The organism is Leclercia sp. 29361 (genome assembly GCF_011290365.1).
GTDB lineage: Bacteria > Pseudomonadota > Gammaproteobacteria > Enterobacterales > Enterobacteriaceae > Enterobacter > Enterobacter tamurae.
In genome coordinates this window covers 72,130-87,753 of the sequence record NZ_CP049786.1, presented here as the reverse complement: position 1 = coordinate 87,753, position 15,624 = coordinate 72,130, and the positions used below count along the sequence as shown (strand labels likewise).

Sequence of the window (15,624 nt, the reverse complement as noted above, 5' to 3'; positions counted from 1 at the left end):
GGGTCGCCCTTGTATCTGTTTGAAAGCCTGAATCAACTGATTCAAACCTACCTGCCGGTAGACCAGATTAAGCGTCTCCAGCAGGCGTATCTCGTTGCACGTGACGCTCACGAGGGCCAGACACGTTCAAGCGGTGAACCCTATATCACGCACCCGGTAGCGGTGGCCTGTATTCTGGCCGAGATGAAACTCGACTATGAAACGCTGATGGCTGCCCTGCTGCATGATGTGATCGAAGATACCCCCGCCACCTACCAGGACATGGAACAGCTGTTTGGCAAAAGCGTTGCCGAGCTGGTGGAAGGGGTCTCTAAGCTTGATAAGCTGAATTTCCGCGACAAGAAAGAGGCGCAGGCCGAAAACTTCCGCAAAATGATCATGGCGATGGTGCAGGATATCCGCGTCATTCTGATCAAACTCGCTGACCGTACCCACAATATGCGCACCCTGGGCTCGCTGCGCCCGGACAAACGTCGTCGCATTGCCCGTGAAACCCTCGAAATCTACAGCCCGCTGGCGCACCGTTTAGGTATTCATCACATTAAAACCGAGCTGGAAGAGCTGGGTTTTGAAGCGTTGTACCCGAACCGCTTCCGCGTGATTAAAGAGGTGGTGAAAGCCGCACGTGGTAACCGTAAAGAGATGATTCAGAAGATCCTCTCGGAAATCGAAGGACGTTTGCAGGAAGCGGGTATCCCCTGCCGCGTCAGCGGTCGCGAAAAGCATCTGTACTCCATCTACTGCAAAATGGTGCTCAAAGAGCAGCGTTTTCACTCGATCATGGATATCTACGCGTTCCGCGTAATCGTCCATGACTCCGACACCTGCTATCGCGTGCTGGGTCAGATGCACAGCCTGTATAAACCGCGTCCGGGTCGGATGAAAGACTATATCGCCATTCCCAAGGCGAACGGATATCAGTCTCTGCACACCTCGATGATTGGCCCGCACGGCGTGCCGGTTGAGGTGCAGATCCGTACCGAAGACATGGATCAGATGGCGGAGATGGGTGTTGCCGCACACTGGGCTTATAAAGAGCGTGGCGGCGAAAGCAGCACCACCGCACAGATCCGTGCCCAGCGCTGGATGCAGAGCCTGCTGGAGCTGCAACAGAGCGCCGGTAGTTCGTTTGAATTTATCGAGAGCGTTAAATCCGATCTCTTCCCGGATGAGATTTACGTTTTCACGCCAGAGGGGCGCATTGTCGAGCTGCCTGCTGGCGCAACCCCGGTCGACTTCGCTTACGCCGTGCATACCGATATCGGTCATGCCTGTGTCGGCGCACGTGTCGACAGGCAGCCGTACCCGCTGTCACAGCCGTTGACCAGCGGCCAGACGGTGGAAATCATTACCGCACCTGGCGCACGTCCGAACGCGGCGTGGCTCAACTTTGTCGTGAGTTCGAAAGCCCGCGCCAAGATCCGCCAGTTGCTGAAGAACCTCAAACGCGACGACTCCGTCAGCCTGGGACGTCGTCTGCTCAACCACGCGTTGGGCGGCAGCCGCAAGCTGGCTGAGATCCCGAAAGAGAACGTCCAGCGTGAAATCGAGCGCATGAAGCTCGCTACGCTTGACGATCTGCTGGCGGAAATCGGTCTGGGTAACGCGATGAGCGTAGTGGTGGCGAAGAACCTGCAGCAGGGCGAAACCTCTGTGCCGCAGCCGTCATCAACCAGCCACGGCCATCTGCCGATCAAAGGCGCCGACGGCGTGTTGATCACCTTTGCCAAGTGCTGCCGACCGATCCCGGGCGACCCGATTATTGCTCACGTCAGCCCGGGTAAGGGTCTGGTTATCCACCACGAATCCTGTCGTAACATCCGTGGCTACCAGAAAGAGCCTGAGAAGTTTATGGCGGTGGAGTGGGATAAAGAGACCGAGCAGGAATTCATCACCGAAATCAAGGTGGATATGTTCAACCACCAGGGTGCGCTGGCGAACCTGACGGCGGCAATCAACACCGCCTCCTCCAACATTCATAGCCTGAATACGGAAGAGAAAGATGGCCGCGTTTACAGCGCCTTTATTCGTCTGACCGCGCGCGACCGTGTGCATCTGGCGAACATCATGCGCAAAATCCGCGTGATGGCCGACGTAATCAAAGTCACCCGCAACCGAAACTAGCGTTATGAATTCAACACGTTATGCCCGGATCTGCGAAATGCTCGCCAGGCGTCAGCCCGATCTGACGGTCTGCATGGAGCAGGTTCATAAACCGCATAACGTGGCTGCTATCGTCCGTACCGCTGATGCCGTCGGTGTGCATGAAGTGCACGCCGTCTGGAAAGGGACGCGAATGCGTCCCATGGCCTCGGCTGCCGCAGGCAGCAACAGCTGGGTACAGGTCAAAGCCCACGACAATATTGGCGACGCCATTTCGCACCTGAAAGGGCGCGGCATGCAGATTCTGGCGACCCATCTTTCCGACAAAGCCGTCGACTTCCGCGAGATCGATTACACCCGCCCGACCTGCATTCTGATGGGTCAGGAGAAAACGGGGATCACCCAGGAAGCGTTAGATTTGGCGGATCAGGACATCATCATTCCAATGACCGGTATGGTGCAGTCCCTGAACGTCTCCGTGGCTTCCGCGCTCATTCTGTATGAAGCCCAGCGCCAGCGACAAAATGCCGGGATGTACAAACGCGAGAACAGCATGCTGCCGGAAGACGAGCAGCAGCGCCTGCTGTTTGAAGGCGGCTATCCGGTGCTGGCCAATGTGGCGAAGCAGAAAAAATTACCCTACCCCCACGTGAATATGCAGGGCGAAATTGAAGCCGATGCGACGTGGTGGGCCACCATGCAAGCGACGAAATAATCATGCAAGGCCGCCTGCTGGATGCCGTGCCGCTCAATTCCCTGACGGGCGTTGGCGCGGCCCAGAGCAGCAAACTGGCTAAAATCGGCCTGCATACCGTGCAGGATCTCCTCCTGCACCTCCCTCTGCGTTACGAAGACCGCACCCAGCTCTATCAGATTGGCGAGCTGCTGCCCGGCATTTACGCCACGGTTGAAGGCGAAGTCCTGAACAGCAACATCACCTTCGGCGGTCGCCGGATGATGACCTGCCAGATCAGCGACGGCTCCGGCATCCTGACGATGCGCTTCTTTAACTTCAGCGCGGCGATGAAAAACAGCCTCGCCCCCGGACGCAGAGTATTAGCTTACGGTGAAGCCAAACGCGGAAAATACGGCGCGGAGATGATCCACCCCGAGTACCGCGTGCAGGGCGATCTCAGCACCCCGGAGATGCAGGAGACGCTGACCCCGGTCTATCCGACCACCGAAGGCATCAAGCAGGCGACGCTGCGCAAGCTGACCGACCAGGCGCTGGAGCTGCTCGACACCTGCGCCATTACCGAACTGCTGCCGCCCGAGCTGGCGCAGGGGATGATGAGCCTGCCGGAGGCGTTGCGCACCCTGCACCGCCCGCCGCCAACATTACAGTTAAGCGATCTGGAGAGCGGGCAACATCCGGCCCAGCGTCGGCTGATTCTGGAAGAGCTACTGGCGCATAACCTGAGCATGCTGGCGCTGCGCGCCGGGGCACAGCGTTTTCATGCCCTGCCGCTCCCGCCCCAGGACGAATTAAAAGAGAGGCTGCTGGCCTCGCTGCCGTTTAAGCCTACCGGGGCGCAGGCCCGCGTGACCGCCGAGATCGAACGCGACCTGGCGCTGGACGTGCCGATGATGCGTCTGGTGCAGGGCGATGTTGGCTCCGGTAAAACGCTGGTGGCGGCCCTGGCCGCGCTGCGCGCCATTGCCCACGGCAGACAGGTTGCGCTGATGGCCCCGACCGAACTGCTGGCCGAGCAGCACGCGAATAACTTCCGCAGCTGGTTTGCTCCGTTGGGGGTTGAAGTGGGCTGGCTGGCCGGGAAGCAAAAAGGCAAGGCGCGACAGGCGCAGCAGGAGGCCATCGCCAGCGGTCAGGTGCAGATGATTGTCGGCACCCACGCCATCTTCCAGGAGCAGGTGCAGTTCCACGGCCTGGCGCTGGTAATCATCGATGAGCAGCACCGTTTCGGCGTGCATCAGCGTCTGGCGCTGTGGGAAAAAGGGCTCCAGCAGGGGTACCATCCGCACCAGCTGATCATGACCGCAACCCCGATCCCGCGCACCCTGGCGATGACCGCCTATGCCGATCTCGACACCTCCACCATCGACGAACTTCCTCCGGGCCGTACGCCGGTAACCACCGTCGCCATTCCGGATACGCGCCGCAGCGACATCATCGATCGCGTGCGCAACGCCTGTCAGGAAGGCCGTCAGGCCTACTGGGTCTGTACCCTGATTGAAGAGTCGGATCTGCTGGAAGCCCAGGCGGCGGAAGCCACATGGGAAGAGTTAAAGCTGGCCCTGCCGGAGCTGAACGTCGGTCTGGTGCATGGCCGGATGAAACCAGCCGAGAAGCAGGCGGTGATGCAATCCTTCAAGCAGGGCGATCTGCATCTGCTGATCGCCACCACGGTGATTGAAGTCGGGGTGGATGTGCCTAACGCCAGCCTGATGATCATCGAAAACCCGGAGCGTCTGGGACTGGCGCAGCTCCACCAGCTGCGCGGCCGCGTCGGACGTGGCGCAGTGGCCTCACACTGCGTGTTGCTCTACAAAGCTCCACTGTCGAAAACCGCCCAGAAACGTTTGCAGGTGCTGCGCGACAGCAATGACGGGTTTGTAATTGCGCAACAGGATCTGGAGATTCGCGGTCCGGGCGAACTGCTCGGCACCCGCCAGACCGGTAACGCCGAGTTTAAAGTGGCCGACTTGTTGCGCGATCAGGGCATGATCCCCGAAGTTCAGCGTCTGGCACGCCATATCCATGAACGCTACCCCGACCAGGCGGCAGCGTTAATCGAGCGCTGGATGCCAGAGACCGAGCGCTACTCCAACGCCTGATCAGCCAAACATCGGCAACATCAGATACAGCTTGATCACCAGCGCGTTGACGATATCAATAAAGAACGCCCCTACCATCGGCACCACCAGAAATGCCATGTGCGACGGACCGAAACGCTCGGTGATGGCCTGCATGTTAGCGATCGCCGTTGGCGTCGCCCCCAGACCAAAGCCGCAATGGCCGGCCGCCAGCACCGCCGCGTCGTAGTTTTTGCCCATCAGTCGCCAGGTCACAAACATCGCGTACAGCGCCATAAACAGGGCCTGTACCACGAGAATTGCCAGCATCGGCAGCGCCAGCGAGGCCAGCTCCCACAGCTTGAGGCTCATCAGGGCCATCGCCAGGAACAGGGACAGGCAGACGTTGCCCAGCACCGATACCGCCCGCTCAAAGACACGATAAAACCCCATCAGTGCCAGGCCGTTGCTGAGGATCACCCCCACGAATAGCACGCAGACAAAGGTCGGCAGTTCAAATGCGGACCCCGCCAGCAGTTGCGCAATGATTTTGCCCACCGTCAGGCAGATGGCGATCAGCGCAATGGTTTCGATCAGCACCAGAGAGGTGATCATGCGCCCGACGTCTGGCTTCTCAAACGCCGACGGCACCGCTTCATCTTCCGGGCAGCCGTTCGGCGTGGTGGAGTGTTTCACCAGATAGCGCGCCACCGGCCCACCGATCAGGCCGCCCAGCACCAGGCCGAAGGTGGCGCAGGCCATCGCCACTTCGGTGGCATTCTGGAAACCATAGCGCTCAATAAACAGCTTGCTCCACGCCGCCCCGGTGCCATGTCCGCCGGAGAGGGTAATGGAACCGGCCAGCAGGCCCATCAGCGGATCCAGCCCCAGCAGGGAGGCCATGCCGATACCGATGGCGTTCTGCATCACCAGCAGCCCGACCACCACAATCAAAAACACGCCCAGCACTTTGCCGCCTGCCCGCAGGCTGGCGAGGTTGGCGTTCAGGCCGATGGTGGCGAAAAAGGCCAGCATCAGCGGGTCTTTTAACGTCATATCAAAGTCGATTTCCCAGCCCATGCTCTTTTTCAGCACCAGCAGCGCAACGGCGGCCAGCAGCCCGCCCGCGACGGGCTCCGGGATGGTGTATTTTCTGAGAAGGGGGACACTGTGAACCAGTTTACGGCCAAGCAGTAAAACCAGCGTTGCCGCAACGAGGGTCGACAACGTATCGAGATGAATCATAGTGGGCTCCTAATATGACACGTGCTCCATGAAATGCGTGTTTTGCTGAACCCTTTGCGCGACTTAAGCGCAACCGGGAGCAGGAGTGTAATGAACTTTACCGTAGCGTGACAGAAAAGCCGTATTAAGCCGGTGGATTTCTCTGCTATTTTTGCGAGCAATCGTTTGCTTTTCTCACCCACTCGGCTAAAATGCCCGCTTTTCTTCCTGGGGATCGCAGCAGATGTCCGTAAACGCCGTAGAACAGCAAGATGCGCAACCGATTGCGCAGCCGCATAACAGTGAACTGATTTACCGTCTTGAAGATCGCCCCCCGCTGGCGCAGACCTTGTTCGCCGCCTGTCAGCATCTGCTGGCGATGTTTGTGGCCGTCATCACCCCTGCCCTGCTGATCTGCCAGGCGCTCGGTTTACCGGCGCAGGACACCCAGCACATCATCAGCATGTCGCTGTTTGCTTCAGGCGTAGCCTCCATCATTCAGATTAAAGCCTGGGGTCCGGTGGGTTCCGGCCTGCTGTCGATTCAGGGCACCAGCTTTAACTTTGTCGCCCCGCTGATCATGGGCGGCACGGCGTTGAAAACTGGCGGTGCGGATGTCCCGACGATGATGGCCGCGCTGTTCGGCACCCTGATGCTGGCCAGCTGCACCGAGATGGTGATCTCCCGCGTGCTGCACCTGGCGCGCCGCATTATCACCCCACTGGTCTCCGGCGTAGTGGTGATGATTATCGGTCTGTCACTGATTCAGGTGGGCCTGACCTCTATCGGTGGCGGTTACGCCGCGATGGCCGACCATACCTTTGGTGCCTCGAAAAATCTGCTGCTGGCGGGCATCGTGCTGGCGATCATTATTCTGCTTAACCGTCAGCGTAACCCGTACCTGCGCGTCGCCTCGCTGGTGATCGCCATGGCGGCAGGCTACCTCGCCGCCTGGGGGATGGACATGCTGCCGCAGTCTGCCGCTACGACCGACAGCCCGCTGATCGTGGTTCCGACCCCGCTGTACTACGGCCTGGGCATCGACTGGAACCTGCTTCTGCCGCTGATGCTGGTCTTTATGATCACCTCCCTGGAGACCATCGGGGATATCACTGCTACCTCCGACGTCTCTGAGCAGCCGGTCTCTGGCCCGCTGTACATGAAGCGCCTGAAGGGCGGCGTGCTGGCCAACGGCCTGAACTCCTTTGTCTCCGGCGTGTTCAACACCTTCCCGAACTCCTGCTTCGGTCAGAACAACGGCGTGATCCAGTTGACCGGCGTGGCCAGCCGCTACGTGGGCTTTGTGGTAGCGCTGATGCTGATCGTGCTGGGTCTGTTCCCGGCGGTCAGTGGCTTTGTGCAGCACATTCCTGAGCCGGTACTGGGTGGCGCAACGCTGGTGATGTTCGGCACTATCGCGGCATCAGGCGTACGTATCGTCTCCCGCGAGCCGCTGAACCGCCGTGCGATCATGATTATCGCCCTGTCGCTGGCAGTCGGTCTGGGTGTGTCTCAGCAGCCGCTGATCCTGCAGTTTGCCCCTGACTGGGTGAAAAACCTGCTCTCTTCCGGCATCGCTGCCGGCGGGATCACCGCTATCGTTCTGAACCTGATTTTCCCGCCAGAAAAGAATTAATCCCCTTTACGGCAGCAGGCAACTGCTGCCGTAACCCAGAATTCCGCCCTTCCAGCCTTGAGCATTGCGTATAAATCGTGCATAACTCCTCTATGTGCGTTTTACGTGATGGAAGACCATGAAATTTATTGGAAAGCTTCTCGTCGGTATTCTGGCCGTTCTGCTTATTGCGATCCTCGCGCTCTATATCCTGGTTCAGACCCGCTGGGGCGCGGCGCAGGTCAGCAGCTGGATCACGGTAAACACCGACTACGAACTCAATTTCGACCTGATGGATCACCGTTTCTCCTCACCGACGCACCTGGTGCTGAAAAACGTCACCTTCGGGCGCGACGGTCAACCCGCCACTCTGGTGGCGAAAATGGTCGATATCGGCGTGAGCAGCCGCCAGCTCACCGATCCACTGCACATGGATACCATCACCCTGTTTGACGGCACGTTGAACCTCTCGCCGCAGACTGCCCCCCTTCCCTTCCAGGCCGATCGTCTGCTGCTGAACAACATGGCGTTTAACAGCCCGAATACCGCGTGGGATCTGAGCGCGCAGAAGGTCACCGGCGGCGTACGTCCGTGGGATCCTGAAGCAGGCAACGTGCTGGGTAAAAAAGCCAATATCCAGATTAGCGCCGGGTCGCTGACCCTGAACGGCGTACCGGCCAGCAACGTGCTGATTGAGGGCGAGCTGACAGATAAAGAGGTGGTGCTGACCACCATCGGCGCCGACATGGCGCGGGGCTCGCTCACCGGTACCGCGCGACGCGATGCTAACGGCGGCTGGAAAGTGGACAACATGCGCCTGAACGATATTCGCCTGCAGAGCGATAAATCGCTGGCCGACTTTTTTGCCCCCATCACCACCCTGCCGTCGTTGCAGATTGGCCGCCTCGACGTGACCGACGCCCGCCTGCAGGGGCCGGACTGGGCGGTGACGGATCTCGATTTAAGCTTGCGCAACCTGACCCTGAGCCAGGGCGACTGGCAGAGCGAGGATGGTCGCCTGTCGATGAACGCCAGTGAATTTATCTACGGCTCGCTGCACCTGTTCGACCCGATCCTGAATGCCGAGTTCTCCCCGCAGGGGATCGCCCTGCGCCAGTTCACCTCGCGCTGGGAAGGCGGGATGCTGCGCACCTCCGGCAACTGGTTGCGCAGCGGTAAAGCGCTGGTGCTGGATGATGTCGCCGTCGCCGGGCTGGAATACACCCTGCCGGAAAACTGGAAAACGCAGTGGATGGAGACTCTGCCGGAGTGGCTGCACAGCGTCACGCTGCGCAAATTCGGCCTGAGCCGCAACCTGGTGATCGACGTGGATTCTACCTTCCCGTGGCAGATCACCGCCCTCGACGGCTACGGCACTAACCTGCAGCTGGCGAAAGATCGCCAGTGGGGCGTATGGGCGGGTACCGCCACCCTGAACGGCGCGGCGGCGACCTTTAACCGCGTGGACGTGCGCCGTCCGTCACTCTCCCTGACCGCTAACGCCTCGACCATTGCCATCAATGAACTGAGCGCCTTTACCGAGAAAGGGATTCTGGAAGCAAAAGCCAGCGTCTCGCAGACACCGGTGCGGCAGACCACCATCAACCTGACCGGGCGCGGCGTGCCGTTGAACGTGATCCAGCAGTGGGGATGGCCAGCGCTACCGATAACGGGCGATGGCAATATTCAGCTCAACGCCAGCGGTAACGTGCAGAAAGATTCGCCGCTGAAGCCGACGGTCAACGGCAGGCTGAACGCGGTAAATATGGATAAACAGCAGGTCACGCAGACGATGACCGGTGGGGCGGTGAGTACGGTTGAACAACAACCCTCACCCCTGCCCTCTCCCTAAAAGGGAGAGGGAGCAAACCCGTCCTCACCTGCTTAAAGATGGGCACTAACTATTCCCTCTCCCCTATGGGGAGAGGGTTAGGGTGAGGGGACTCAGAGATGAATCACCACCTCATCCCCCTCCGCTTTCACCACCACGCCCCACTCGCTTCCGCCATGTGATGCGCCTTTCACGCCGCTAATCTGATGCATATTGCGCAAACAGACCGACCAGTTCCGCGCCTCGCCGTTCCCTTTTAACGTCAGGGTATCGCCGCTGCGCGTCGCGGTCAGGGTAAAGGCCACGGCACCGTTGGCCGCCGGCACGTCGCTCACCGCCGTGGCGCCATCGTCCAGGTTAAATAGCTGGAAGGCGGTGCCCTCATTCCACGCATAGTCCGGCTTCTGCTCGTTGTTACCCAACGCCAGCAGGGTGTTGTCGCGCACGTAGACCGGCAGGCTGCGGAAATCGTGCTGCTGTTTGTGCCAGCGGCTGCCCTGAAGTTCGTCGTTATGCCACAGGTGCGTCCAGCGCCCTTCCGGCAGGTAGAACTGCACTTCGCCCGCCTCGCTGAACACCGGAGCCACCATCACCGAATCACCCAGCATGTACTGGCGGTCGAGATAGTCGCAGGCCGGATCGTCCGGGAACTCAAGCATCATCGCCCGCAGCATCGGGGTACCGAACTCACGGGCCAGCGCCGCCTGACGGTAGAGGTACGGCATCATCCGGCATTTGAGCTGCGTGAAGTGGCGCACCACGTCGCAGGACTCGTCGTCATACGCCCACGGCACGCGGTAGGATTTGCTGCCGTGCAGGCGGCTGTGGCTGGAGAGCAGCCCGAAAGCACACCAGCGTTTATAGACGTGCGCCGGGGCGGTGTTTTCGAACCCGCCAATATCGTGGCTCCAGAATCCGAACCCGGAGAGCCCAATCGACAGCCCACCGCGCAGACTTTCGGCCATCGACTCGTAGTTGGCGTAGCAGTCTCCGCCCCAGTGCACCGGGAACTGTTGCGCACCCACCGAGGCCGAACGGGCAAACAGCACCGCCTCCTCTTCTCCCACCGTCTCTTTCAACACGTTCCACACCAGCTCGTTATAGATGAAGGCGTAGTGGTTGTGCATCTTCTGCGGATCGGCCCCGTCAAACCACTGCACGTCGGTCGGGATTCGTTCGCCGAAGTCGGTTTTGAAGCAGTCGACGCCGATATCCACCAGGCCCTTCAGCTTGTCGGCATACCACTGGCACGCTTCCGGGTTGGTGAAGTCATAGATCGCCAGCCCCGGCTGCCACTTATCCCACTGCCACAGGGAGCCGTCCGGGCGTTTCAGCAGATAGCCCTTCTCTTTCAGCTCTTTGAATATCGGTGATTTCTGCCCGATGTACGGGTTGATCCACACGCAGACCTTGAGTCCTTTGTCCTTCAGGCGGCGGATCATCCCCTCCGGATCCGGGAAAGTCACCGGGTCCCACTCGAAATCGCACCACTGGAAGGCCTTCATCCAGAAGCAGTCGAAGTGGAAGACGTGCAGAGGCAGGTCGCGCTCCGCCATGCCGTCGATAAAGCTGTTCACCGTCGCTTCGTCGTAATTGGTGGTGAACGAGGTGGTGAGCCACAGGCCGAACGACCAGGCTGGCGGCAGCGCCGGACGCCCGGTGAACTGCGTATAGCGGTTGAGCACCTCTTTTGGCGTCGGGCCGTCGATGACGAAATACTCCAGATACTCGCCCTCGACGCTGAACTGTACCTTCGACACCTTCTCGGAGCCGATTTCAAAGGAGACGTTTTCCGGGTGGTTAACCAGCACACCGTAGCCGCGGTTGGTGAGGTAGAACGGGATATTCTTGTACGACTGCTCGGTGCTGGTGCCGCCGTCGCGGTTCCAGGTTTCCACCGTCTGGCCGTTGCGCACCAGAGCGGTAAAGCGCTCACCCAGGCCGTAGACCGTTTCGCCCACCCCCAGATCCAGACGCTCGAACATGTAGTTGCGATCGCTGTTGCCGTCCTGCACGTAGCCGTTGTTTTTCAACTGGCTGCCGGTGATGCGTTGGCCGTTACGCAGGAAATCCAGCGCCCAGAACTCGCCTTTGGTGACGCGGACGCTGACGTTGCCGCTTTTCAGTTCGGCAAACTCGGCGTTGTTTTCAATCTGTACGTTGACCTCTTTCAGGACGTTGAGCGGATAGTGTGGACCGTTATCCAGCGCGCCCTGGAAGTGCTCGATTCGCACCCCGACAATCCCCTCCTGCGGCGCAAACAGGCGCACCGTGAACATCAGGGTATCGAGCTGCCAGGTGCGCTCGCGCACGTCGCGCGGGGCGACATAGACCACCAGGTCGTTGCCCTGCTGCTCCACATCGAACACCTGCACCGGGTAGGTCACGTTCAGGCCCGGTTGGATAAGCCAGTTTCCGTCACTGATTTTCATGCTTTCGTCCTCTTAGTTCTGCAATTCTTTGCTGACCGGCAGGGTATTGAACGCCTGCTGATTACGACGCGCGCCCTGCGCCAGGTCGTTCATAATTTTCATCAGGAATGGTGTTTTCAGGCTGTAGTAGCGTTTAGCGATCACCGCGCTCAGCAGGTAGCACGCGGCCGGGACCAGGGTAAACAGGGCGATGATGATGCTGATGGTGGCGCCGTTCTGGGTTTTGGCTGCGGCATCGTAGCCGCCGCCTGCCAGCATCCAGCCGATTAACGCCCCGCCCAGGGCCAGGCCCAGCTTGAGCACGAACAGCGTGCCCGCAAAGCTGATGCCGGTGAGGCGTTTGCCGTTGGTCCACTCGCCGTAATCGACGGTGTCGGACATCATCACCCACTGGATCGGCGTCACCAGTTGGTGCAGCACGCCAATCACGAAGATAAAGCCGAACATGGTGATGCTGGCCTGCATCGGCACGAAGAACATCGCCACGCTCGCCACCGCCAGCAGGGCGTTGGTCCACCAGAAGACGCTGACTTTGCATTTCCAGTCGGTGAGCGGTTTCGCCAGCGCGGAGCCAATCAGGTTGCCGACGCAGTAGGTGGTGAGGAAGGCGACGAACAGCTCCGGCGAGCCGAGGATCCAGGTGACGTAATACATCATCGCGCCGCCGCGTACGCAGACCGCCAGAATGTTGAGGATGGTGAGCAGCCCGACGATGCGCCACTGATCGTTCTGCCAGATGTCGCGCAGATCTTCGCGCATGGAGGTGGTGCTCGGCGGCACCTGGATGCGCTCTTTGGTGGTGAAGAAGCAGAACGCCAGCATCAGGAAGGCCACCACCGACAGCACCGCGATGCCTCCCTGGAAGCCGAGCGCTTTATCCTCGCCGCCAATCATATTCACCAGCGGCATCATCAGCACCGTAGAGAGCATGCCGCCCGCCGTCGCCAGCACGAAGCGCCAGGACTGGAGGGAGATACGCTGCGTCGGGTCGTTGGTGATCACCCCGCCCAGTGCGCAGTAAGGGATGTTGACCACGGTATAGAGCAGGGTCAGCAGGGTGTAGGTGACGGCAGCGTAGATCATCTTGCCGTTCAGGCTGAGGTCCGGCGTGGTGTAGGCCAGCACGCAGACCAGACCAAACGGGATGGCGCCGAACAGGATCCACGGACGGAACTTACCCCAGCGGCTGCGGGTGCGGTCGGCAAGCAGCCCCATGCAGGGGTCGGAGATGGCATCCAGCGCACGCGCCAGCAGGAACATGGTGCCGACGAACCCGGCGGGGATACCGAAGATATCGGTGTAGAAGAACATCATGTAGAGCATGACGTTGTCGAAGATGATGTGACTTGCGGCGTCACCCATGCCGTAACCAATTTTCTCTTTGACGGACAAGACTTCGCTTTTCATTGTTATTCCTTCACGCGTAGGGCGCTGAGACCGGTTACAGTTTTTGTAAACCATTCACCTGCGGGCAGGTATTGCGTTTTCTGGTTACGTTTTTACGTTTCTTGTTTTTTGTGATCGCGGTAAAAGTGCGGCGGCGGAAAATGTAACCTGAGGATTTTCTTAAGGTTTAGGTTGGAGGGCTTAACACAGGTCAAGAAAGGGGTGAAATAGGTGTGGGAAAAGATGGGGTAAATGATTGAAAGTAGATATAATGCGCCCCGCCTCCATGTAGCAATCGAGGCGCGGAAGATCGTCATCTCCGGTGAGGTGGCTGGACTTCAAATCCAGTTGGGGCCGCCAGCGGTCCCGGGCAGGTTCGACTCCTGTGATCTTCCGCCAAAATGCCTCTCATTTATCCACTTATTAAGTACAAAAATCTCTACTTAGAATTTCAAGTATTTTAAACCAGTTCCTCTCTCATTATATTTTACTGTTACCTCTACGTCATTTTTACAAATAATCATTGCACGCCCTGTGGGTTAAGTGAATAATAATCGCTATTTATTTCTTCCCCACATCGAAAGTATCTTTACATTAGAGTAACACTTAAGGAAATTTAATATGTCCACATTGGGAAATTATTGTGCTTTTTATGTAGCAGAACCTTTTAATCCAAGTAGTCTTGGGGCACATGCAACTCGTGACTTTGTATATTACAATTTATTACGTAGCTGGAAGGGAAAGGATTCAAGTTTTCCATTTCATGATTCTCATAGTTCTACTTATAGTGTCCGTGATGGAAGCGATTGGGAAACGACCCTCAAACCCCGGCTTAGGCAAAGACTAAGAAACTCAAAAAATTTAATTTTATTTCTTAGTTCTTCAACAATAAACTCCAGAGCATTGCGTGAAGAAATTGATTACGCAATTAACAGTTTATATTTACCAATAATTGTTGTTTATCCGGAATTATCTACAAAAGAATCCCTTCGTTCTGGCGAAACTTTCTCAAAAAAAGTTAAAGATCTATGGAGTATTATTCCTGTTTTCCGTGATTCAAAAAAAGAAGTACCTGTGTTACATGTACCTATGGATAAAGAAATAATAAAAAAGGCTTTGAATAACACAAATTTCCAACTTGGAAGCCAAAAAGCACCAAATGATTATTTTTATAATTAAAAAATAGCCGCAATTATGTTGCGGCTATTGTAAATGGGTAATCTATGAGAAAAATTAAGTTTTTAGATGAGAGAGTAAGAAGTAAATTCTCAGGTTTTCTCTCTTATTTCAGCACGATATCTTCAATTGCATTAATTTTTTTTAACATTCCAGATAATATTAAAATTTATCTTTTCATTATATTTGCTATATGTTTAATATTATTTTACTTTAGACTATGGTCTCACTTAAATAATCTTAGAGAGATAGAACTTGATGTTGAAGGAAGTAAAGTTACAGTTAAATCTGGAGATCTATTTAAACAAGATGGATTAAAAGCAATAGCCTTCAATGAATATTTTGACACTCAAGTTGATGAGATCATCATATCTTCCAGATCGTTAAATGGAACTTATATAAAAAAATACTTCAGAAACACTACTAGCTTACTTGATGATAAAATTGAAAATTATGATTTTGATGAAAGCGAATATATTGAGATAAACAATAAACGAAAAAAAGGCAAGACAAAAAAATATTCACTCGGTACTATTTGCGTAGTTGATGACTTCATTCTCACTGCTTTTTCGCGCTTTGACGAAGATAATAAAGCTTATTTAACAATGCCTGACTATCTTTCTTTCCTAATAACATTCTGGGATAAGGTTAATAAAATTTATGCTCAGCGTGACGTATCAGTTCCAATTTTTGGATCTGGTATAACAAGAATTAAAGAACATAGGAACATCAGTGACGAAGAGCTTTTAAAAATAATGCTTTGGACTTTTAGAATAAGTGAAATGAGATTTAAATACCCAGCTCGTTTAACTATCGTAATAAGTGAAGATAAAATAGACACTATCAACCTTTTGGATATTAAATCAGCTAGGAATGGAATTTAATTTTATCCTTTAGGTTCTAACCCTTTACGTTTTAGTGCCTCTCTCGCCAGTTCCTTCAACCAGCTGGCGAGACTAACCCCCTCTTCCGCCGCCACAGCATCCAACTGCTCCTTCAATGCCGGATCAATACGCATTTTAAACTGCGGGGATTGTCCGCCGCCTTTTGGTTTTTTTTCGCGCGCTATGATTGACATGGGGCCACCTATCCATCTACTCTAA

Annotated in this window: 11 protein-coding genes and 1 tRNA gene; 8 read left to right on the top strand and 4 right to left on the bottom strand. The window is 56.4% G+C overall.

The genetic code is table 11. The annotated features are described in order from the left end of the window. Positions 1–9 precede the first annotated feature (9 nt). From spoT to recG, 3 genes are read left to right on the top strand one after another with little or no spacing between them, the layout of a single operon-like run. Complete coding sequence (gene spoT, locus G7090_RS00430; protein ID WP_106995430.1) at positions 10–2,124, top strand: bifunctional GTP diphosphokinase/guanosine-3',5'-bis pyrophosphate 3'-pyrophosphohydrolase; 2,115 nt, start codon at positions 10–12, stop codon at positions 2,122–2,124. 4 nt (positions 2,125–2,128) lie between these two features. Further along, complete coding sequence (gene trmH, locus G7090_RS00425) at positions 2,129–2,818, top strand: tRNA (guanosine(18)-2'-O)-methyltransferase TrmH (RefSeq protein WP_166181113.1); 690 nt, start codon at positions 2,129–2,131, stop codon at positions 2,816–2,818. Positions 2,819–2,820: 2 nt separating this feature from the next. Next, positions 2,821–4,899 carry an ATP-dependent DNA helicase RecG gene (recG, locus tag G7090_RS00420; RefSeq protein WP_166181111.1) on the top strand — a complete coding sequence of 693 codons (2,079 nt, stop codon included), beginning with the start codon at positions 2,821–2,823 and terminating at the stop codon, positions 4,897–4,899. Here recG and gltS read toward each other — a convergent pair whose 3' ends face one another. Further along, entirely contained in the window at positions 4,900–6,102 is a 1,203-nt protein-coding gene (gene gltS, locus G7090_RS00415; RefSeq protein ID WP_166181109.1) for a sodium/glutamate symporter, read from the bottom strand. It abuts the gene before it with no gap. Positions 6,103–6,325: 223 nt separating this feature from the next. Between gltS and G7090_RS00410 the strand changes: the two genes are divergently transcribed. Together G7090_RS00410 and G7090_RS00405 are read left to right on the top strand one after the other, a co-directional pair. Next, the gene (locus G7090_RS00410) at positions 6,326–7,717 is read left to right on the top strand and encodes an NCS2 family protein (RefSeq protein WP_166181107.1); all 1,392 of its coding nucleotides are present in this window, start codon (positions 6,326–6,328) and stop codon (positions 7,715–7,717) included. A 118-nt stretch (positions 7,718–7,835) separates the two neighbouring features. Further along, on the top strand, positions 7,836–9,548 hold the full coding sequence (locus tag G7090_RS00405; RefSeq protein WP_166181105.1) for an AsmA family protein: 1,713 nt from the start codon (positions 7,836–7,838) through the stop codon (positions 9,546–9,548). 92 nt (positions 9,549–9,640) lie between these two features. On the opposite strand, the gene yicI is transcribed toward G7090_RS00405, so the two are convergent. Together yicI and G7090_RS00395 are read right to left on the bottom strand one after the other, a co-directional pair. After that, positions 9,641–11,959 carry an alpha-xylosidase gene (gene yicI, locus G7090_RS00400; protein ID WP_166181103.1) on the bottom strand — a complete coding sequence of 773 codons (2,319 nt, stop codon included), beginning with the start codon at positions 11,957–11,959 and terminating at the stop codon, positions 9,641–9,643. A gap of 12 nt (positions 11,960–11,971) precedes the next feature. Beyond that, positions 11,972–13,366: a glycoside-pentoside-hexuronide family transporter gene (locus G7090_RS00395; RefSeq protein ID WP_166181101.1), complete on the bottom strand. Its 1,395-nt coding sequence runs from the start codon at positions 13,364–13,366 to the stop codon at positions 11,972–11,974. 283 nt (positions 13,367–13,649) lie between these two features. Here G7090_RS00395 and G7090_RS00390 point away from each other — a divergent pair. The 3 genes from G7090_RS00390 (at position 13,650) to G7090_RS00380 (ending at position 15,405) form a co-directional block, all read left to right on the top strand. Further along, positions 13,650–13,744: transfer RNA gene (locus G7090_RS00390), tRNA-Sec, on the top strand. A 222-nt stretch (positions 13,745–13,966) separates the two neighbouring features. Beyond that, on the top strand, positions 13,967–14,524 hold the full coding sequence (locus tag G7090_RS00385) for a TIR domain-containing protein (protein ID WP_166181099.1): 558 nt from the start codon (positions 13,967–13,969) through the stop codon (positions 14,522–14,524). A 44-nt stretch (positions 14,525–14,568) separates the two neighbouring features. Further along, positions 14,569–15,405, top strand: a complete 837-nt coding sequence (locus G7090_RS00380; protein ID WP_166181097.1) for a macro domain-containing protein — start codon at positions 14,569–14,571, stop codon at positions 15,403–15,405. A gap of 2 nt (positions 15,406–15,407) precedes the next feature. Here the strand turns inward: G7090_RS00380 and G7090_RS00375 are convergent, their stop codons facing one another. Next, a complete protein-coding gene (locus tag G7090_RS00375; protein WP_166181094.1) occupies positions 15,408–15,599 on the bottom strand; it encodes a toxin-antitoxin system HicB family antitoxin in 192 nt (63 codons plus the stop codon). Positions 15,600–15,624 lie beyond the last annotated feature (25 nt).